The organism is Streptomyces sp. NPDC026301 (genome assembly GCF_055567935.1).
In genome coordinates, this window is record NZ_JBVHPN010000002.1 from 184,461 (window position 1) to 204,525 (window position 20,065).

Annotated in this window: 19 protein-coding genes; 12 read left to right on the forward strand and 7 right to left on the reverse strand. The window is 70.0% G+C overall.

Features of this window, described 5'->3' with window-relative positions:
- Positions 1–127: 127 nt before the first annotated feature.
- On the forward strand, positions 128–1,588 hold the full coding sequence (locus ACZ4MH_RS03945) for a glycosyltransferase family 87 protein (protein ID WP_351597367.1): 1,461 nt from the start codon (positions 128–130) through the stop codon (positions 1,586–1,588).
- A gap of 110 nt (positions 1,589–1,698) precedes the next feature.
- Here ACZ4MH_RS03945 and ACZ4MH_RS03950 read toward each other — a convergent pair whose 3' ends face one another.
- From ACZ4MH_RS03950 to ACZ4MH_RS03960, 3 genes are all read right to left on the reverse strand, one after another.
- A complete protein-coding gene (locus ACZ4MH_RS03950) occupies positions 1,699–2,730 on the reverse strand; it encodes an alanine racemase (RefSeq protein ID WP_031049956.1) in 1,032 nt (343 codons plus the stop codon).
- Positions 2,731–2,798: 68 nt separating this feature from the next.
- The gene (locus ACZ4MH_RS03955; RefSeq protein WP_351597371.1) at positions 2,799–3,917 is read right to left on the reverse strand and encodes a lipid II:glycine glycyltransferase FemX; all 1,119 of its coding nucleotides are present in this window, start codon (positions 3,915–3,917) and stop codon (positions 2,799–2,801) included.
- Between the two features lie 126 nt (positions 3,918–4,043).
- Positions 4,044–4,370 (reverse strand): hypothetical protein, encoded by a 327-nt coding sequence (locus ACZ4MH_RS03960; protein WP_351597373.1) that lies wholly within the window; start codon positions 4,368–4,370, stop codon positions 4,044–4,046.
- Positions 4,371–4,600: 230 nt separating this feature from the next.
- On the opposite strand from ACZ4MH_RS03960, the gene rpsF reads away from it, so the two are divergent.
- From rpsF to rplI, 4 genes are all read left to right on the forward strand, one after another.
- Positions 4,601–4,891, forward strand: a complete 291-nt coding sequence (gene rpsF, locus ACZ4MH_RS03965; RefSeq protein ID WP_003978891.1) for a 30S ribosomal protein S6 — start codon at positions 4,601–4,603, stop codon at positions 4,889–4,891.
- Positions 4,892–4,969: 78 nt separating this feature from the next.
- Entirely contained in the window at positions 4,970–5,560 is a 591-nt protein-coding gene (locus ACZ4MH_RS03970) for a single-stranded DNA-binding protein (RefSeq protein ID WP_351597377.1), read from the forward strand.
- A gap of 121 nt (positions 5,561–5,681) precedes the next feature.
- Positions 5,682–5,918: a 30S ribosomal protein S18 gene (rpsR, locus tag ACZ4MH_RS03975; RefSeq protein WP_003978893.1), complete on the forward strand. Its 237-nt coding sequence runs from the start codon at positions 5,682–5,684 to the stop codon at positions 5,916–5,918.
- An 18-nt stretch (positions 5,919–5,936) separates the two neighbouring features.
- The gene (gene rplI / locus ACZ4MH_RS03980) at positions 5,937–6,383 is read left to right on the forward strand and encodes a 50S ribosomal protein L9 (RefSeq protein WP_031049936.1); all 447 of its coding nucleotides are present in this window, start codon (positions 5,937–5,939) and stop codon (positions 6,381–6,383) included.
- A 198-nt stretch (positions 6,384–6,581) separates the two neighbouring features.
- Here rplI and ACZ4MH_RS03985 read toward each other — a convergent pair whose 3' ends face one another.
- Positions 6,582–7,919, reverse strand: coding sequence for an MATE family efflux transporter (locus tag ACZ4MH_RS03985; RefSeq protein ID WP_351597380.1), 1,338 nt, complete (start codon positions 7,917–7,919; stop codon positions 6,582–6,584).
- A gap of 477 nt (positions 7,920–8,396) precedes the next feature.
- Between ACZ4MH_RS03985 and dnaB the strand changes: the two genes are divergently transcribed.
- A complete protein-coding gene (gene dnaB, locus ACZ4MH_RS03990) occupies positions 8,397–9,860 on the forward strand; it encodes a replicative DNA helicase (protein ID WP_351597428.1) in 1,464 nt (487 codons plus the stop codon).
- Positions 9,861–10,200: 340 nt separating this feature from the next.
- Positions 10,201–11,034 carry a PIG-L family deacetylase gene (locus ACZ4MH_RS03995; protein WP_351597383.1) on the forward strand — a complete coding sequence of 278 codons (834 nt, stop codon included), beginning with the start codon at positions 10,201–10,203 and terminating at the stop codon, positions 11,032–11,034.
- Between the two features lie 469 nt (positions 11,035–11,503).
- Here the strand turns inward: ACZ4MH_RS03995 and ACZ4MH_RS04000 are convergent, their stop codons facing one another.
- The gene (locus tag ACZ4MH_RS04000; protein ID WP_351597385.1) at positions 11,504–12,397 is read right to left on the reverse strand and encodes an NADP-dependent oxidoreductase; all 894 of its coding nucleotides are present in this window, start codon (positions 12,395–12,397) and stop codon (positions 11,504–11,506) included.
- Between the two features lie 70 nt (positions 12,398–12,467).
- Between ACZ4MH_RS04000 and ACZ4MH_RS04005 the strand changes: the two genes are divergently transcribed.
- From ACZ4MH_RS04005 to ACZ4MH_RS04020, 4 genes are all read left to right on the forward strand, one after another.
- The gene (locus ACZ4MH_RS04005; protein WP_351597388.1) at positions 12,468–13,055 is read left to right on the forward strand and encodes a TetR/AcrR family transcriptional regulator; all 588 of its coding nucleotides are present in this window, start codon (positions 12,468–12,470) and stop codon (positions 13,053–13,055) included.
- Between the two features lie 265 nt (positions 13,056–13,320).
- Positions 13,321–14,730 (forward strand): serine hydrolase domain-containing protein, encoded by a 1,410-nt coding sequence (locus ACZ4MH_RS04010; RefSeq protein ID WP_351597431.1) that lies wholly within the window; start codon positions 13,321–13,323, stop codon positions 14,728–14,730.
- A gap of 195 nt (positions 14,731–14,925) precedes the next feature.
- Positions 14,926–16,077, forward strand: a complete 1,152-nt coding sequence (locus ACZ4MH_RS04015) for a pyridoxal-phosphate-dependent aminotransferase family protein (protein WP_351597391.1) — start codon at positions 14,926–14,928, stop codon at positions 16,075–16,077.
- Between the two features lie 605 nt (positions 16,078–16,682).
- Positions 16,683–17,606 (forward strand): TetR/AcrR family transcriptional regulator, encoded by a 924-nt coding sequence (locus tag ACZ4MH_RS04020; protein ID WP_351597394.1) that lies wholly within the window; start codon positions 16,683–16,685, stop codon positions 17,604–17,606.
- On the opposite strand, the gene ACZ4MH_RS04025 is transcribed toward ACZ4MH_RS04020, so the two are convergent.
- The gene (locus tag ACZ4MH_RS04025) at positions 17,590–18,042 is read right to left on the reverse strand and encodes a GNAT family N-acetyltransferase (protein WP_351597397.1); all 453 of its coding nucleotides are present in this window, start codon (positions 18,040–18,042) and stop codon (positions 17,590–17,592) included. The two genes, ACZ4MH_RS04020 and ACZ4MH_RS04025, sit on opposite strands and share 17 nt — an antisense overlap.
- 101 nt (positions 18,043–18,143) lie before the next feature.
- The gene (locus tag ACZ4MH_RS04030) at positions 18,144–18,626 is read right to left on the reverse strand and encodes a MarR family winged helix-turn-helix transcriptional regulator (RefSeq protein ID WP_351597400.1); all 483 of its coding nucleotides are present in this window, start codon (positions 18,624–18,626) and stop codon (positions 18,144–18,146) included.
- A gap of 132 nt (positions 18,627–18,758) precedes the next feature.
- Between ACZ4MH_RS04030 and ACZ4MH_RS04035 the strand changes: the two genes are divergently transcribed.
- Positions 18,759–19,997, forward strand: coding sequence for an MFS transporter (locus tag ACZ4MH_RS04035; protein ID WP_351597403.1), 1,239 nt, complete (start codon positions 18,759–18,761; stop codon positions 19,995–19,997).
- Positions 19,998–20,065 lie beyond the last annotated feature (68 nt).

Genomic DNA, 20,065 nt, shown 5'->3' on the forward strand with positions numbered 1-20,065 from the left:
TTTCACGTGAAACGCTCGACCGGTTTCACGTGAAACAGCGGATGCGAAACGACGAGCCCCCGACCCGGCATGCCCGGGCGGGGGCTTCGCCGTCTCCGGCACAGGGACGTGCGGCAGGATGACCCCCATGACGAGCGTGCGACAGGACGAGCCCGTACGGCCGACGCAACGGGACGAGGTGGCGGCGGCCGGCAGCGAGCTGATCGGCGGCCCGTTCGGCCGCCGCGTACTGCTCGGTGCGAGCTGGTGGACGCCGGTACGCGTCATCGCTCTGGTGGCCCTGGGCACGTTCGCGCTGGGAATGGTGCAGAAACTGCCCTGCTACAACGGCGCCTGGTTCTTCGGCGCGACCAGCCAGTACACCCACGCCTGCTACTCGGACATCCCGCACCTCTACGTCGGACGCGGGTTCGCCGAGAACCTGGTCCCGTACTTCGACCGGCTGCCCGGTGACATGCAGTACCTCGAATACCCCGTGCTGACCGGCGTGTTCATGGAGGTCGCCTCGTGGCTGACCCCGCACGGCGGCACGATGCAGCACCGCGAGCAGATCTACTGGCTGGCCAACGCCGGGATGCTCATGGTCTGCGCCGCCGTCATCGCTGTCTGCGTGGCCCGCACGCACCGCCGCCGGCCCTGGGACGCCCTGCTCGTCGCCCTGGCGCCCGCCTTCGCGCTGACGGCCACCATCAACTGGGACCTGCTCGCCGTCGCGCTGACCGCGGTGGCGATGCTGCTCTGGTCGCGCAGCCGCTCGCTCGCCGCCGGGGTGTTCATCGGGCTGGCGACGGCGGCCAAGCTCTACCCCGTCCTGCTGCTGGGGCCGCTGTTCGTCCTGTGCTGGCGGGCCGGGAAGTGGCGGGCGTTCGGCGCGGTGGCGGGCGGCGCGGTCTTCTCCTGGCTGGCGGTGAACCTGCCCGTGATGCTGCCCGCCTGGGACGGCTGGCAGAAGTTCTACACCTTCAGCCAGGAACGGCCGATCGACTTCGGCTCCGTCTGGCTGCTGATCTCCCAGCGCACCGGCAATCCACTGGAGTACGCCAACACCTATGCGACGCTGCTGATGATCGTCGGGTGCGGGGCCATCGCGCTGCTCACGCTCTACGCGCCGCGCCGCCCGCGCCTTGCCCAGCTGGCGTTCCTGGTCGTCGCGCTCTTCATCCTGACCAACAAGGTCTACTCGCCGCAGTACGTGCTCTGGCTGGTGCCGCTGGCCGCCCTGGCCCGGCCGCGCTGGCGCGATTTCCTGGTGTGGCAGGCGTGCGAGGTCATGTACTTCCTCGGTATCTGGCTGTACCTCGCGTACAGCGGCAGCGGGGACAAGCACCAGGGCCTGCCGCCCGAGGGATACCAACTGGCCATCGTCCTGCACCTGTTGGGGACCCTGTACCTGTGTGCGCTGGTGGTCAGGGACATCCTGCTGCCGGACCGGGACGCAGTGCGTCGCGAAGGTGCCGACGACCCCTCGGGCGGCGTCCTGGACCAGGCGCCCGACGTGTTCGTGCTGGGGCGGCAGCACCACTCACCGCGGCACGCCGCCCCGTTCGAGGGCGCGGCACGGGTCGAATGGGGACCGGCCGGGGACTGACCACAGGCAGCGGCGCGCGCCGGCAGGTCGGCCGGAGAAACGCGGCGGGCCCGGACGCACGGCGGGGAGCCGGGCGTCCGGGCCCGTTGTCATGGGCCGGAAGGCACAGGTCAGCGGTCCACGAGACGGTCGAACTGCGTGGTGGTGTGCCGCAGATGGGCCACCAGCTCCTCGCCGACCTTCGGCTCCGGCGCGTCGCTGGGCACGAACAGGATGGAGACCTGCATGTGCGGCGGCTCCGCGAACCAGCGCTGCTTGCCGGACCACACGTACGGCGAGAGGTTGCGGTTCACCGTCGCCAGGCCGGCCCGGGCGACACCCTTGGCGCGGGGCATCATGCCGTGCAGCGCCTTGGGGGCCTCCAGACCGACGCCGTGCGAGGTGCCACCGGCCACCACGACGAGGTAACCGTCGGAGGCCGCCTTCTGCTGGCGGTAGCCGAAGCGGTCGCCCTTGGCCACACGGGTGACGTCCAGGACCGCGCCGCGGTACTCGGTCGCGTCGTGGTCGCCCAGCCACAGCCGCGTGCCGATCCGGGCGCGGAAGCGGGTCTGCGGGAACTGGGCCTGCAGCCGGTGCAGCTCGTCGGCCTTGAGGTGGCTGACGAACATGGTGTGCAGCGGCAGCCGGGCGTTGCGGAGCCGGTCCATCCAGCCGATGACCTCGTCGACCGCGTCGGTGCCGTCGGTGCGGTCCAGCGGGAGGTGTATGGCGAAGCCCTCCAGCCGTACGTTCTCGATCGCGGACGCCAGCATCGGCAGCTCCTCCGGCGTGACGCCGTGCCGCTTCATGCTGCTCATGACCTCGACCACGACCCGCGCCCCGGCCAGTCCGCCGAGCCCCTGGACTGAGGAGACCGAGCGGATCGCCCGGTCCGGCAGCGGCACCGGCTCCTCGCCGTGCCGGAACGGCGTCAGGACGAGCAGGTCACCGCTGAAGTAGTCCTTGATGCGGGCCGCTTCGTACGTGGTGCCGACGGCCAGGAGGTCGGACCCCAGACGGGTCGCCTCGTCGGCGAGACGCTCGTGGCCGAAGCCGTAGCCGTTGCCTTTGCAGACCGGGACCAGCCCCGGGAACTGCTGCAGCACCTGCTGCTGGTGCGCCCGCCAGCGCGCGGTGTCGACGTAGAGGGTGAGCGCCATGGCCGGCCCGTGAACCTTTCTCGTTGCTGTGCTGCGTCGGATCTGTGGGGAACGTCGCGGGCGAGCGGTCAGCGCCGCGACATGTAGATGTCCAGCGCCTTGTGCAGGAGCTTGTTCAGCGGGAAGTCCCACTCGCCCAGGTACTCCGCCGCCTGCCCACCGGTACCGACCTTGAACTGGATCAGGCCGAAGAGATGGTCGCTCTCGTCCAGCGAGTCGCTGATGCCGCGCAGGTCGTAAACGGTCGCGCCGAGCGCGTAGGCGTCCCGCAGCATCCGCCACTGCATCGCGTTGGACGGGCGGACCTCGCGGCCGATGTTGTCGGACGCGCCATAGGAGTACCAGACGTGGCCGCCGACGACGAGCATCGTCGCCGCGGAGAGGTTCACTCCGTTGTGGCGGGCGAAGTACAGCCGCATGCGGTTGGGGTCCTCGCTGTTGAGGGCCTTCCACATACGCTCGAAGTAGCTCTGCGGCCGCGGGCGGAAGTGGTCACGCACCGCGGTGATCTCGTACAGCCGCTGCCACTCGGTGAGGTCCTCGAAGCCGCCCTGGACGACCTCGACGCCGGCCTTCTCGGCCTTCTTGATGTTGCGGCGCCACAGCTGGTTGAAGCCCTTGTGGACGTCCTCCAGCGAGCGGTTCTCCAGCGGCACCTGGAAGACGTAGCGGGGCTGCACGTCACCGAAGCCCGCGCCGCCGTCCTCGCCCTGCTGCCAGCCCATGCGGCGCAGCCGGTCGGCGACCTCGAAGGCACGCGGCTCGATGTGGGTGGCCTCGACGTCCCGGAGCCGCTTGACGTCGGGGCTCTGGATGCCGGACTTGATCGCGGCGGCGTCCCAGCGGCGGATGACGACCGGCGGGCCCATCTTCACGGAGAAGGCCCCCTGCTGCTTGAGATGCGCGAGCATCGGCTGCAGCCAGTCCTCCAGGTTCGGGGCGTACCAGTTGATGACGGGGCCCTCGGGCAGGTACGCGAGGTACCGCTTGATCTTGGGCAGCTGTCGGTAGAGGACCAGACCGGCGCCGACGAGCTGACCGGTGGAGTCGAACCAGCCCAGGCTCTCGGAGCGCCACTCGGACTTCACATCGGCCCAGGCCGGGACCTGCATGTGACTGGCCGCGGGCAGGCTCTGGATGTACGCCAGATGCTGCTCTCGACTGATGGTCCTCAGGGTCAGGGTCATGCGGGGCGCTCCTCGGCAGGTTTGTCCCCGTGGTCGGGGCTCCGGCTCTCGCGCCGAAGCCTACTGCGCCAAGGGAGCGCCCCGTCTGGGCCTACGGACGCACGGGTCCGTACGTCATCCGTGCGGCTAGCCCAGCACGCCTCCGAAGAGGCCGCCGTGCGCCATGCCGAGGAAGAACCCGAGTGCCGACGCGCCGAGGCCGATGATCAGCAGGAAGCGTTCCCCGGTCGTCACGGAGATGAATTGTCCCCAGGCACCCGTGCAGATGCCGATCAGACCGGCCCAGGAGCTGAGCAGGTGCAGGTGGGTGAAGTAGGCGGAGATGACGGCGACGAGGCCCAGCACCAGCGTCACCGCGGCGAGGGCGTTCTCGAGGGGGTGCGCCTTGCCGTCGCTGTTCAGCAGGGAGAGCGGGCCGTGCTGGGACTTCTGGGGCTGTACTGCATGTGCCATGCGGCACCTCCGTTGACAGGGCGGCGCACTGTAACGCCGCTCACACCCGTTGTGTTCCAGATTGGGGGGATCGGTGGCGTGATTTCAACCGGAAGCCTTCAGGCAGGTACTCTGTACGGTCTGCGCCCTTGTCTGTCTGCATTCGCTGTACGGACGGGGTGCGGAACGCATCACGACCCTCCTGCCACGGAACGACCGTGGCCGCTGAGTCCAAAGGAGGTGGGTTCCACATGCGTCACTACGAGGTGATGGTCATCCTCGACCCCGATCTGGAGGAGCGCGCTGTCTCCCCCCTGATCGAGAACTTCCTTTCCGTCGTCCGTGAGGGCAACGGCAAGGTCGAGAAGGTCGACACCTGGGGCCGTCGTCGTCTCTCGTACGAGATCAACAAGAAGCCCGAGGGCATCTACTCGGTCATCGACCTCCAGGCCGAGCCGGCCGTCGTCAAGGAGCTCGACCGTCAGATGAACCTGAACGAGTCGGTCCTCCGGACCAAGGTCCTCCGTCCCGAGACCCACTGACCGCGTAAGCGTTCAGCGGACATCGGGTTCGAGTAGCAACACAGCAGCCAGCAGCACACCCGCCGAGAGGTTCCCCTAATGGCAGGCGAGACCGTCATCACGGTCGTCGGCAATCTTGTCGACGACCCCGAGCTGCGCTTCACCCCGTCCGGTGCGGCGGTCGCGAAGTTCCGCGTCGCGTCCACTCCCCGCACCTTCGACCGTCAGACCAATGAGTGGAAGGACGGCGAGAGCCTGTTCCTGACCTGCTCGGTGTGGCGTCAGGCGGCGGAGAACGTCGCCGAGTCCCTTACGCGGGGTACCCGCGTGATCGTGCAGGGCCGCCTGAAGCAGCGGTCGTACGAGGACCGCGAGGGCGTGAAGCGCACGGTCTACGAGCTCGACGTCGACGAGGTCGGCGCGAGCCTGCGCAATGCCACGGCCAAGGTCACCAAGACCAGCGGCCGGGGTGCTCAGGGCGGCGGCTTCGGCGGCGGCCCGCAGGGCGGCGGCCAGGGTGGCGGCGGCTGGGGCGGCGGCCCCGGCGGTGGCCAGCAGGGCGGCGGCGGGGCTCCCGCCGACGACCCCTGGGCGACCAGCGCTCCTGCGGGCGGTGGCCAGCAGGGTGGCAGCGGTGGCGGCTGGGGCGGCGGCTCCGGCGGCGGCTACTCGGATGAGCCGCCCTTCTAGGCACGTACGTCTGGCACGTACACGCGGGGCTGTTTCACGTGAAACGCGGTTTCACGTGAAACGTGGTCCGGCGGCCTGAGGGCGCCAGCACAAACTTCTTGAAACTCACTGGAGAGAGACAATGGCGAAGCCGCCTGCTCGCAAGCCGAAGAAGAAGGTTTGCGTGTTCTGCAAGGAGAAGATCTCCTACGTCGACTACAAGGACACGAACCTGCTGCGGAAGTTCATTTCCGACCGCGGCAAGATCCGTGCCCGCCGGGTCACCGGCAACTGCACCCAGCACCAGCGTGACGTCGCCACGGCCGTGAAGAACAGCCGTGAGATGGCGCTGCTGCCCTACACCTCCACCGCGCGATAAGGGAAGGGTGACCGAAACATGAAGATCATCCTCACCCACGAGGTCTCTGGCCTCGGCACCGCCGGCGACGTCGTTGACGTCCGGGACGGTTACGCCCGTAACTACCTGGTCCCGCGCGGTTTCGCGATCCGCTGGACCAAGGGCGGCGAGAAGGACGTCGAGCAGATCCGCCGCGGTCGCAAGATCCGCGAGATCGCGTCGGTCGAGCAGGCCAACGAGGTCAAGGGTCAGCTCGAGGGCGTCAAGGTTCAGCTGGCCGTTCGCGCTGGCGACGCCGGCCGCCTGTTCGGCTCCGTCACCCAGGCCGACATCGCCTCGGCGATCAAGGCTGCCGGTGGCCCGGACGTGGACAAGCGCCGCGTCGAGGTCGGTTCGCCGATCAAGACCCTGGGCGCGCACCAGGTCTCCGTGCGTCTGCACGCCGAGGTTGTCGCCAACCTCGGTGTCGAGGTCGTCGCTGCCTGAGTGCAGCCCGATCGCACGGCCTGATCACGGGGCCGCGGGCAGCAGCCGCTGACCATGGCCCAGTGACCGAGTCGCGCTGAAGGGGCCGCATCCTTCCGGGATGCGGCCCCTTCGGTCGTCCGGAGCCGGTCGCGCAGCCCGGTGGGCGCGGCGACCGTCGGTGCGTACCGCTCGTCGGTGCGTACCGCCCGTGCGTCGTCAGCGGGCCGCGCCGGTCACGATCCAGCGGCCGGAGCGGGTACGGATCCACAGGGTCACCATGCGTACGGCCATCATCAGCGCCATCGACCACCACAGCGCGGTCAGCCCGCCGCCCAGCGCCGGTACCGCCAGCGCAACGGGTGCGAAGACCGCCAGCGTGACGAGCATCGCCCCGGCCAGGTACGGCCCGTCCCCCGCGCCCATCAGTACGCCGTCGAGGACGAAGACGATGCCGGAGACGGGCTGGCTCACGGCGACCACCAGCAGGGCCGGCAGCAGGACGTCCTTCACGGCCGGGTCGGCGGTGAACAGCGGGATGAACAGCGGCCGGGCCAGGGCGACCAGGATGCCGAGTACGACTCCGGAGGCGATCCCCCACTCGACCATGCGGCGGCAGGCGGCCTTCGCCCCGTCCACATCCCCCGCGCCCAGATAGCGCCCGATGATGGCCTGGCCGGCGATGGCGATCGCGTCCAGCGCGAAGGCCAACAGCGACCACAGGGTCAGGATGATCTGGTGGGCGGCCACATCGGCGTCGCCGAGCCGCGCGGCCACCGCCGTCGCGATCATCAGGACGGCACGCAGCGAGAGGGTACGCACCAGCAGCGGCACACCGGCCTGTGCGGAGGCGCGGATGCCGGCGGCGTCGGGGCGCAGCGAGGCGCCGTGCCGCTTGGCACCGCGTACGACGACGGTGAGGTACACGGCCGCCATGCCGCACTGGGCGATGACGGTGCCCCAGGCGGAGCCGGCGATGCCCAGGCCGGCGCCGTAGACCAGGCCGATGTTCAGGGCCGCGTTGAGAGTGAAGCCGCCGATCGCGACGTACAGCGGGGTTCTGGTGTCCTGCAGACCGCGGAGCACGCCGGTGGCGGCGAGCACGACGAGCATCGCCGGGATGCCGAGGGAGCTGATGCGCAGGTAGGTGGTGGCGTACGGAGCGGCGGTGGGGGACGCCCCGAAGACGTCGACCAGCCAGGGAGCGGTGGGCAGTACGACGGCGATCACGGCGGCGCCCAGCAGGAGGGCGAGCCAGATGCCGTCCATGCCCTGACGGATGGCGGCGGAGAGATCACCGGCGCCGACCCGGCGGGCGACGGCCGCTGTGGTGGCGTAGGCGAGGAAGACGAAGACCGAGACGGCGGTCGTGAGGAGGGCGGCGGCGACGCCGAGCCCGGCAAGCTGCGGAGTGCCGAGGTGGCCGATGACGGCGCTGTCGACCATGACGAAGAGGGGTTCCGCGACGAGCGCGCCGAACGCGGGGAGAGCGAGTGCGATGATCTCGCGGTCGTGCCTGCGGCCGGTGCGCCGGGGCTTCGCGGGAGCCTGTGTCATGCACCCAATCTAATCTTCCACAGGTAAGAGACACAACTAGCTTGTGACCCTTACCTCTCGGGGTCCGAGATGCTCTTCTCCAGGGAGAATGCCGCGATCTTGAACAGGTTGCCGAAGTTTTTCTCCCCCACAGGCTATGGACGAAGAAGCCGCAGGTCAGAGGTGCCAGGCAGGGGTGATTGTGTGTTTGTCCACACTGATTTCCCCCGCGCCGTGCACAGGAACCGGGGAGTTCTCCACAGGTTGGGGGCAATCATCCACACGGCCTGTGGATAACCAGATTGGCGGACGGTCCCCGGCGGCCTACCGTTGTCCGGCGTCCCCTCCCCGTGTCGGTCCCTGGATTCATCCGAACTCGTCGCGCCGTAAGCGGAGTCGGGTGTCTCGATTGTCAGAGCCGTGCCGTAAGAAAGAAGGGCACAGCAAGGTCCGCGTCGCGGACGGGAGGAGGTGGGCGTGGTGAGCGTGCCTGAGCCCATGCAGCCCACGGAGGACCCCTGGGCCGACTCCGGCCCCGGTGACCGGCTGCCCGCCCGCTCCCGGCGGAACGACGGCAAGGGACGCGGCCGCGAGGACCGGTTCGACCGCGAGGACGGCGGTGGCGGGTGGTCCGGCGGCTTCGAGCGGGTCCCGCCACAGGACCTGGACGCCGAGCAGTCCGTGCTCGGCGGCATGCTGCTCTCCAAGGACGCCATCGCCGACGTGGTCGAGGTACTCAAGGGCCACGACTTCTACCGCCCGGCGCACGAGCTGGTCTACCAGGCCGTCCTCGATCTGTACGCCAAGGGCGAGCCGGCCGACCCGATCACCGTGGCCGCCGAGCTGACCAAGCGCGGCGAGATCGGCCGGGTGGGTGGCGCGTCGTATCTGCACACCCTCGTGCAGTCCGTGCCGACGGCGGCGAACGCCGAGTACTACGCGGAGATCGTCCACGAGCGGGCGGTTCTGAGACGGCTCGTCGAGGCCGGCACCAAGATCACGCAGATGGGATACGCCGCCGACGGCGACGTCGACGAGATCGTCAACAGCGCGCAGGCGGAGATCTACGCCGTCACCGAGCAGCGCACCAGTGAGGACTACCTCCCGCTCGGCGACATCATGGAGGGCGCGCTCGACGAGATCGAGGCGATCGGCTCCCGCCAGGGCCAGATGACCGGCGTACCCACCGGCTTCTCCGACCTCGACTCGCTGACGAACGGCCTGCACCCCGGCCAGATGATCGTCGTCGCGGCCCGTCCGGCGATGGGTAAGTCCACGCTCGCGCTGGACTTCGCCCGGGCATGTTCGATCAAACACAACATGCCGAGCGTCATCTTCTCGCTCGAAATGGGCCGCAATGAGATCGCGATGCGTCTGCTGTCCGCCGAGGCGCGAGTGGCGCTGCACCACATGCGCTCCGGCGCGATGACGGACGAGGACTGGACCCGGCTCGCCCGCCGGATGCCCGACGTCTCGGCCGCGCCCCTCTTCATCGACGACTCGCCGAACCTCTCGATGATGGAGATCCGGGCCAAGTGCCGCCGCCTCAAGCAGCGGCAGGACCTGAAGCTGGTGGTCATCGACTATCTGCAGCTGATGCAGTCCGGCGGCTCCAAGCGGGTCGAGAGCCGCCAGCAGGAGGTCTCGGACATGTCCCGTAACCTCAAGCTGCTCGCCAAGGAGCTGGAGCTCCCGGTCATCGCGCTCTCCCAGCTGAACCGTGGCCCTGAGCAGCGTACGGACAAGAAGCCGATGGTCTCCGACCTCCGTGAGTCGGGTTCGATCGAGCAGGACGCCGACATGGTCATCCTTTTGCACCGCGAGGACGCCTACGAGAAGGAGTCCCCGCGAGCGGGCGAGGCGGACATCATCGTCGGCAAGCACCGAAACGGTCCCACCGCGACCATCACCGTCGCCTTCCAGGGCCACTACTCCCGCTTCGTGGACATGGCCCAGACCTGACCCGGGCGCGTGGAGGTCCTCAAATCGGTGGAGGGCCTCAAATTCCGGGTCGGTATCTCACAGCTGGTGCCGGGCGGAAGTCGGATCCGACGTGTCGTTGAGACGTGCAGGTCGCGCTTGTACGTCGTTCGTGTGGAAACGCCGACGCCTGGAAGGCCAACCAGCCGCGCCGGGAACAGCCGGCCCGACCGGCGCTGTTGCATCAGCCGAGGCACCGGCGCCGCACGGGCGGGGAACACGGAGACCACAAGGTTGTCGCCTGCCGGAATTCGGGCCTCGGGATCGCGGTACGCACGCCGCGCACTCGGACCAAGACGTATTTCTGCAGGAGGACTGTTTCATGACTGACCGGCCCTTGACGCTCATGGCCGTACACGCCCACCCCGACGACGAGGCCACCTCGACCGGAGGAGTCCTCGCGCGCTACGCGGCGGAGGGCATCCGCACGGTTCTCGTGACGTGTACCGACGGCGGTTGTGGTGACGGACCGGGGGGCGCCAAGCCGGGCGATCCCGAGCACGATCCGGCGGCCGTCGCCTTGATACGCCGTCAAGAACTCGAGGCGAGCTGTGACGCCCTGAAGATCAGCGATCTGGAGATGCTGGACTATGCCGATTCCGGGATGATCGGCTGGCCGAGCAACGACGCCCCCGGATCCTTCTGGCAGACCCCCGTGGAGGAAGGCGCCGCCCGACTCGCCGAACTCATGCGGCACTACCGACCCGACGTGGTCGTCACCTATGACGAGAACGGCTTCTACGGCCACCCCGACCACATTCAGGCCCACCGCATCACGATGGCGGCGCTGGAGATGACCGCGCTGACACCGAAGGTGTACTGGACGACGATGCCCCGCTCGGGGATGCAGCGGTTCGGTGAGATCATGCGCGAGTTCCATCCGGACATGCCGGAGCCGGATCCTGCCGAGGCCGCCGCGATGGCCGAGATCGGCCTCCCCGACGACGAGATCACCACGTGGGTGGACACCACCGCATTCAGCGGTCAAAAGTTCGATGCGCTGGCCGCGCACGCCAGTCAGGGCGAGAACATCTTCTTCCTCAAGATGGGCAAGGAGCGGTTCGGCGAGTTGATGGGCATGGAGACGTTCGTACGTGTCAAGGACGCCACCGGCGCGGCCGTACCCGAGAACGACCTCTTCGCCGGACTGCGCTGATCCGCCCGTCCGGCCGGGACCTGGAAAAGCTCCTCGGCCGCACAGCGCGATCGAGCGTGTCACATACCCGGAGGTTTCTACGTAAGTTCCGCTTCGGCAGCCCACGATCAGACCTTCGGCCGGCGACGTTGACCTGTGCCCGCACGCCGACCTGACACCGCGCTCGCCCCCAAACCGCCTGGCAACCGCACAGTTGGGAGATCTGCGGGCAGCTGACTCGGAAGGTCCACGACAGCCCAGGTCACAAGCTCGGCGGTCTGCTCCGATCAGGGCAGACCGCCGAGGCAGCGATATGAAGCTGAGACTCCGGTGTCCGACACGCCATGAGACAGCGGAAGAAGAAGCCGCAGGTCACGAGGGCGGTCTCCGACGCGTCGGCCGCGGCACCCGACAGCGCGTGTGCCTGCGGACGGGTGCTGTTCACTCGGGTCGTGCAACCGCGGGGAAGTGCAGCCGCGGAGGAAGCGGCTCAGACGACGATGACCCGGCGCCCGCGCGTGTGGCCGGCCTGGCTGTCGATGTGCGCCGCCGCGGCCTCGGCGAGCGGGTACGACTTCTCGACCGGGATGTGGAGCTTTCCCCGCGAGATGAGGCCGGCGGCCTCGGCGAGCGCATCCGGCACGCTCCCGGCCACGCCGGAGAACCGGACGCCGAACTCAGGCGCACCGAGATCGGCGATGGAGATCACCCTCTGCGGATCCCCGGTCAGCTCGACAAGCTCGCGGATCACGCCCGAGCCGGCCAGATCGAGGGCCGCGTCGACATGGCCGAGCTGCCGCACCCGCTCGCCCCAGCCCTCGCCGTACGTCGTGGCGAGGGCACCCAGACTCCGCAGATAGTCCTGGTTCGCGGCCCCGGCGGTGCCGATCACCGTGATGCCGCGGTCGCGGGCGATCTGCAGCACCGCAGAGCCGACGCCCCCGGACGCGCCGCTGACCAGCAGCGTCTGTCCGGCCTCCACCCCGACCTCGCGGAGGATGCGCAGCGCGGTCTCCACCACGGAGGGGTACCCGGCGGCCTCTTCGAACGTCAGCCCCTCGGGCATACGGGCCCAGGCCGACAGCACGGCGAACTCGGCATAAGTGCTGGAGCCTTCGCCGAACACGTGGTCGCCGACCTCGACCCCGTCGACGCCCTCGCCGACCTCGTCCACCACCCCGGCGGCGTCCAGCCCGACCCCGGCGGGCAATTCGGTCGGATGGGCCCCCAGGACCTGGCCTTCACGGACCCTCCAGTCGACGGGGTTCACGCCCGCCGCCCGCACGGCGACGCGTACTTGGCCGGGGCCCGCGTGGGGCTCCTCGGCATCGATGAGTTGCAGAACGTCCGGACCGCCGAACTCGGCGAAGCTCACTTTCTTCATGCGGCGAAACGTAGCACTAACGGTTAGCGTTACGGAACGGATGCACCTTCGTAGCTGATAGCGTGAGCGCATGACCGTGCAGCCCGGACGCCGCGAGCGCAAGAAGGCCGCGACCCGCCAGAAGATCGCCGACACCGCCCTGCGGCTCTTCCTGGAGCGCGGGTACGACGCGGTGGGCATCCGCGAAGTGGCCGCTGAGGCCGACGTGGCCGTCACCACGCTCTTCTCCCACTTCGCCGCCAAAGAGGCCCTGGTGTTCGAGCAGGACGAAGACTTCGAGCAGCGCCTCACGCAGGCGGTCACCGGCCGGGCGCCGCACGAGCCGCTCATCCCCGCGCTGCGCCGCGAGATCCAGGCCCTGGTGCGGCATTGCACGGCGGACAGCGCCGCCCCGATCTGGCGCATGATCGACGAATCGCCCGCCCTGCGGAAGTACGAGGAGTCGATGAGGCTGCGCCACGCGGAAACGCTGGCAACGGCCATCGCCACCGATCCCGAACTGTCACAGACCGCGACGGCGAGCCGGGCGATCGCGAGGTTCGTGATCGACGCCTATTCGCTGGCCCGCGAGGCGGCCGATCCGGACGCCGCGCTGGACGAGATCTTCCGGATGATCGAAGCGGCCTGGGAGGCCACCTGCCCTTCTCGACGTGCGTGAGGAACTGTTCTTCCAGGCAGGACAGGGGCCGGTCGGGGATGGGCAGCTTCGTTTGGCCGTCGGGACGGCCGTCCCGCATCTGGGGAGGGTCGCTGCCATGACGCCGGAGTTCGTCTGAACGGTCAACGTCTGCCTTGCCTCGTTCCGGAAGACTGAGGCTGTCGGATTTGCGGGTGCGGTACGGGAGTTCGTCAGCGGGCGGCATGCCGGAGCAAGGGAAGGAGCGGGGCGCGTGAGTGGTGCGGCGGGCTGGAGTGGTGTGGCGGTGTCTTCGGACGAGGATCGTCGGGGCGCGGAGCTGTTGCCGGGTACCAGGCGGGGGCTGTGGCGGCGGCTGGCCGTGGGGCAGACGGAGGGGCGGGCGCCGTCCATGGTGGGGGCGGTCGTACGGGACGGGCAGCCGGTGTGGCTGGGGCTGCGCGGGGCGGTGGACGGCGCGGTGCCGCACGCCGACATGCAGTACCGCATCGGTTCGCTCACCAAGACGTTCGTGGCGGTGCTCGTCATGCGGCTGCGGGACGAGGGGCTGCTCGGCCTGGCCGATCCGCTGGGCAAGCACCTCGACGGTACGCCGGTACCGGACGCGACGGTCGCGCAACTGCTCGCGCACAGTGCCGGGCTGGCGGCCGAGGCGCGCGGGCCGTGGTGGGAGCGGACGCCGGGCCTGCTGCGGCCGGGCCCGGCCGACCTCTTCGGTGAGCGGCCGCGCCGCCACCCGGCGGGCCGCCGGCACCACTACTCCAATCCCGGTTACGCGCTGCTGGGCGCGCTCGTCGAGCGGCTGCGCGGCGGCGAGCACTGGGGAGAGGTACTGCGCCGTGAGGTGCTGGAGCCGTTGGGGATGACGCGGACGACCTTGGACCCGGTGGCGCCGCACGCGGCCGGCTGGGCCGTACACCCCTGGGCGGACGTGCTGTTGCCCGAACCGGCCGAGGACACCGGGCGGATGGCGCCGGCCGGCCAGCTGTGGTCGACGGCCTCGGACCTGTGCCGGTGGGCGGCGTTCCTGGCCCGGGGCGATGATCGGGTTCTCGGCGCGGCGAGCGTGGCCGAGATGCGGACGCCTGCGGTACCGGCGGAGGGCGACTGGAGCATGGGGTACGGCCTGGGGCTGCAGCTGCTGCGGACGGACGACGGCCGGGTGCTGGCCGGGCACACCGGCTCCATGCCGGGCTTCCTGGCCTCCCTGTGGGTCGGTACGGACGCCGGTACGGACGAGGGACTCGCGGGTGTCGCGCTGGCCAACTGCACGTCGGGCCCCGCGGTGAGCGGGATCGCCGCCGACTTGGTACGGATCGTGGCCGAGCGGGAGCCGCGAATTCCCGAGCCGTGGCGGCCGCTGACCGGACCGTTGGACGAGGAGCTGCTGGCGCTGACCGGGCCGTGGTTCTGGGGCAGCGCACCGTACGTTCTGCGGCTCCGGGCAGACCGGGAGCTGGAGCTGAGCCCGATGTCCGGCGGAGGCCGCAGCTCGCGGTTCCGGCCGGTGGAGGACGGGAGCTGGACGGGCCTGGACGGTTACTACGCGGGGGAGACGCTGCGCGCCGTGCGGGCCGGGGACGGTTCGGTGAGCCATCTGGACCTGGGCACGTTCGTGTTCACCCGCGCGCCGTACGAGCCGTCGGCACCGGTGCCGGGCGGCGTCGACGCGGGCGGCTGGCGTACGGAGGGGTGAAGACGGTGGGGTGAAGACGGTGGGGGTAGGCGCTGACGGTGCTGGGTGAGCCGGGGGGAGCCAGGCCGACGCGGTGCGGGCAGGGGGCAGCGGGCGCCGGAGTCGGGGTGACGGGGCGGACGTACAGTCGAGCCAGATATCAGGAGTGCCCGGGAACCGCCATCGTGCGGGGCCCGCTACCGCTGGAAGGCCACTGTGACTGCCGTGAACGATGCGACCGCGACCGCGAACTCCGACGCCCCGGTGCTGCTCGACCTGCCGCCCCTCACCGCGGCGCACTTCGCGCGGATCGAGGACAAGGTCGCCGCGCTGATGGGTACCGAAGCGGACGTCGTGGCGATGCAGGGCGAGGCGCTGCTGCCGCTCGAGGCGTGCATCCGCTCGGCCGTACGGCCCGGCAGCACCGCCCTGAACATCATCACCGGTCCGTACGGCGAGACCTTCGGCGGCTGGCTGCGGTCCTGCGGCGCCGAGGTGGTCACGATCACCGCCCCGTTCACCGGCGCGGTCTCGCCGCAGCAGGTCGCGGACGCGCTGCGGGAGAACCCCGCCATCGACTTCGTGAGCCTGGTGCACGCCGAGGCCGCGACCGGCAACACCAACCCCGTCGCCGAGATCGGCGCGGTGGTGCGGGAGCACGGTGCGCTGCTGATGCTGGACGCGGTGGCGTCGGTGGGTGCGGAGCCGCTGCGTACCGACGAGTGGGGCGTGGACCTCTGCGTCATCGGCGGGCAGAAGGCGCTGGCCGGCCCGGCCGGTGTCTCGGCCGCTTCGGTGAGCGCCCGTGCTTGGGAGCGGATCGCCGCCAACGAGCAGGCCCCGCGGCGTTCGTACCTCTCGCTGCTGGACTGGAAGGAGCGCTGGATCGACGGTGGCCGTACGGCGCTGCCGCACGCGCCGGCGCAGCTGGAGATGCTGGCGCTGGAGCAGGCCGTGGACCGGGTGAACGCCGAGGGTCTGGACACCGTCATCGCCCGCCATCGCGCGGCCGCTGCGGCGACGCGTGCGGGAGTACGGGCCCTGGGCGGCCTGACGCCGTACGTGCTCCGCGACGAGGACGCCGCACCGGCCGCCACGACGCTCCGGGCGCCGGAGGACGTGGACGCCCGCGAGATCGTGGCCGCGGCACTGGCTGCGAACGGCGGGGTGCCGCTGCAGGCCGCGGCCGGTGCGCTGGCCAAGGAGATGATCCGGCTGAACCACTACGGCCGGGCGGCGGACCGTGCAGTGGTCCTGTCCGCGCTGTCCGCGCTGGGCGAGGGACTGCGGACGCTGGGTGCGGAGCCGGACGCCGAGGCTGCCGTGGAGGCGGCGGGGGCCGCCTGGGATGCGGTGGTCGGGGGCTGAACGGGGGAGAGTGCAGGCGCTGGCGGAGAGGGTTCGCCGACCGCCGTGTAGGCCATTCGAGTGTCTGATGGGCCTGTAGGCCGGGGGATGGCCTGAGTGGGGCCGTGTTTCACGTGAAACATGGCCCCACAGTCATGTGGGGGGAGGGAGGCGGGGGGGAAGCAGATCCGAGCGCAGAAGTGGAATGAGTGCTCACCGAGGGACGGTGAGCATTCGTCGGCAATTCAGCTAAAAACGGAGCGCCGGTCCCTCTAATTGCCCTAGTTTATGGGCGAGTTGAGTGGTGGGTGGGTGGGGTGCGGGTGAGTCCCGCAGGGCGGCGAGTTTTCGGCCCGCCTCCGGGCAGTTCCCCGCCGGCCCCGGGCAGTTCCCGGCCGGTCTCCGGACAGTTCCCGGTCGGCTGTCGGGGGTGGTCCAGTCGCGTCTTCGTAAACGGAGGGAGCGGCCCGTTTCTGTTGCGGTTTCTCGTTGGCTCTTTTCGGCGGCGCGCCGGGTGCGCGGTTGTCGATCATGCTTTTAGCGGCCCTTAGAATCGGAACGCTCAGCCCGTTTATCCAGGTGGTTTACGAGGCAGAGACGCAGCCGTTTTTGAGGAGGTCGGGAGAATGCCGGAGACCGGGTCCGCCGCATTGCGCGCCGACGCGCGACGCAATCGGGCGCTCGTGCTGCAGGCGGCCCGATCCGCCTTTGAGGAACGCGGGTTGAGCGTTCCGCTTGGAGAGATCGCGCGGCGCGCGGGGGTGGGGGCGGGAACCGTATACCGCCATTTCCCTTCCAAAGACGCCTTGTTCAGGGCGACGGTCGCGGACCGGCTGCGGCTGTTCACCGACACGGCACGGGACTTGGCCGATGTGCCGGACCCGGGCGAGGTCTTTTTCCGGTTCATTTCCTCGGTGGTCAGGCTGGCAGCGCAGAACAAGGCGATGTCTGCCGCGCTGGAAGGGGCGGCAGCGGCCGATGTCCGTCCCGTACTGCCGGGACTGGAAGAGGAATTCTGGTCGGCGCTGGAAGTGCTGCTGGACAGGGCTCAGCGAGCCGGCGCGGTGCGCAAGGACGTGTCCATCGCCGATGTGCGGGTCCTGTTGACCGGGTGCATGGCCATGGAAGTCCGCCGGTCGGCGGCGTCCGGCGGACCGGCGGGGGATTCAGCGGACGACGTGGATTTCCCGGCCGGTACGAGGATGGCGGACGACGCGTCGGGCCGTATGACGGCCCTGATGTGCGACGGGCTGCGGGCCGGGCGGGACGTAACGAAACTCCCGTTCGAAGCCGCAGGAAGTAACGAAACTGTGTGCGAAGAATGCGGCGGACCTGTGCGTACGGCGCATACCGGCCGGCCCGCCCGCTACTGCGGCGGGGCCTGCCGGCAGAAGGCACACCGGACCCGGTCCAGGGCGCGTTCCGGAGATGCCGAAGTGCCTGAGGCGGAGCCCGCCGGTGGGTCCGCCCGTGGAGCTGCCGATGAGCCCGTCGATGGGCCCACAACCGGGGCCGCCGACGGTCCCGCCGAGGTCACAGCTGGCGCTTGAAGCCCAGGTGGGAGGCGTCGAAGCCGATCCGTTCGTAGAAGCGGTGGGCGTCGACGCGGGTCGCGTCGGAGGTCAGCTGTACCAACTCGACGCCGAGTGCGCGGGATTCGTCCACCGCCCAGTCCATGAGCCGGGTGCCCAGGCCGCTCCCCCGCTCCTCGGAGTGGATGCGCACGCCCTCGATGATCGACCGGGTGGCACCGCGCCGCGAGAGTCCCGGAATGACGGTGAGCTGGAGCGTGCCCACGACGCGGCCGGCGCGTTCGGCGACGACCAGGCGCTGGTTCGGGTCGTCGGCCAGGCGCTTGTACGCCGTACGGTACGGAGTCAGGTCGTCCGGGGACTCACGGGTGGCGCCCAGCGCGTCGTCGGCCAGCAGCGCCACGATGGCGGGGAGGTCCGCTTCGGTCGCCCGACGGATCTTGAAATCGCTCATGGGCGCGACCATATGCCGTGTGCGGGCCGCGTCCCAGAGGTAGTGCACGTCGCGCACGCCACGTTGTCCCGCGGTGCGCGGCGCGTGCCCACAGACGCGTCCTAAGCTTCGGCCGAGGCTGTCGTACCCGTAGCCATGCCCTCCACCGCCGCCACCAGAGGTGCCAGCTCCGGGCGCCGGGCGGCCTCGCGCAGGGCCTCGGACAGCGCCGCGTCATGCGTCGGGCGGGCCTCCTCCAGCAGTTGGTGACCCTTCTCGGTGACGTTCGTGTAGATGCCGCGGCGGTCGTCGGGGCACAGGTAGCGGGACAGCAGCCCGCGCTCCTCGAGCCGGGTGACCAGGCGCGTCGTCGCGCTCTGGCTGAGGACGACCGCGTCGGCCACCTGGTGCATGCGCAGGTGGCCGCCCACGCCGTCGTGCTGCTCACTGAGCACGTTCAGGACGGAGTACTCGCGCACGCTCAGCCCGTGCCCGTCCTGCAGGGCGCGCTCGATGTGCGCCTCGATCCGGCCGTGCAGGGCGGAGAGCGCGCACCACCCCTGAGCGAGGCCGGGTGCGCGGACCGTCTGCTGGCACTGCGTCATGAGAACCCTCCTTTGGGTCGTACTCCTCAGGGTAGGCCACCCGCGAAATAGCCCGCGCTTGCAAGTAACCCGCGTCTGCAATTATTGTGAACGCATCCAACCTCCCCCTGCAACGTTTTGAAGGGCCCAGTCATGCCTCTCGCACTTCTGGCGCTGGCCATCGGCGCCTTCGGAATCGGCACCACCGAGTTCGTGATCATGGGGTTGCTGCCGGAGGTCGCCGCCGACTTCGGCGTCTCCATCCCCACCGCCGGCTTCCTGACCACCGGCTATGCGCTCGGTGTCGTGGTCGGCGCCCCGCTCCTGGCCGTCCTCGGTGCCCGCGTCTCGCGCAAGCGAATGCTGATGCTGCTGATGGGCCTGTTCATCGCGGGCAACCTCGTGTCGGCCGTCGCCCCCGTTTTCGGCGTCATGCTGGCCGGGCGGGTGATCGCCTCGCTCGCGCACGGCGCGTTCTTCGGCATCGGCTCGATCGTCGCCGCGGGCCTGGTCGCGCCGCACAAGAAGGCCGGCGCGATCGCGATGATGTTCACCGGCCTCACCGTCGCCAACGTCGTCGGCGTCCCGGTCGGCACGTTCATCGGCCAGAGCGTCGGCTGGCGCGCGACCTTCTTCGTCGTCGCCGCGCTCGGCGTGCTCGGCCTGGCCGGAATCGCCGCACTCGTACCGGCCGACCGCCGCGAAGCGGGCGCCGCACAGCAGCGCACCCACCTCCGCGGCGAGCTCGCCGCCTTCCGCAACCCGCAGGTCCTGCTGGCCATGGCCATGACCGTGCTCGGCTTCGGCGGCGTCTTCGCCGCGATCACCTACATCGCGCCGATGATGACCAAGGCCGCCGGATACGCCGACACCTCCGTCACCTGGCTGCTCGTCCTCTTCGGCATCGGGATGGTGGTCGGCAATCTGATCGGCGGCAAGTTCGCCGACCGCGCGCTGATGCCGATGCTGTACGTCGCGCTCGCGGCGCTGGCCGTCGTGCTCGGGACCTTCACGTTCACCGCGTACGACAAGGTGGCCGCCGCCGTCGCCATCCCGCTGATCGGTGCCTTCGGGTTCGCGACCGTGCCGCCGCTGCAGAAGCGGGTGCTCGACCAGACCGCGGACGCGCCCACGCTCGCCTCCGCCGTCAACATCGGCGCCTTCAACCTCGGCAACGCGATCGCCGCCTGGCTCGGCGGCCTGGTCATCTCGGCCGGCCTCGGCGTCACGGCCCCCAACTGGGTCGGCGCGCTGCTCGCCGCCTCCGCGCTGGTACTGGCCTTCTGGTCGGCCGCGCTGGAACGCCGGGACCGGGCGGCCGCCGGCGGCACCGGCCGGGTCGTCGCGGGTGCGACGGCGGAGAAGAGCGCGGCGGAGCCCGCGCGGGCGTGACCTCACGGGAAGCGGCTCGGCTTCCCCCCCCCAGCCCTTTCCCTCTCATCAAGCAGCACTCTCACCCC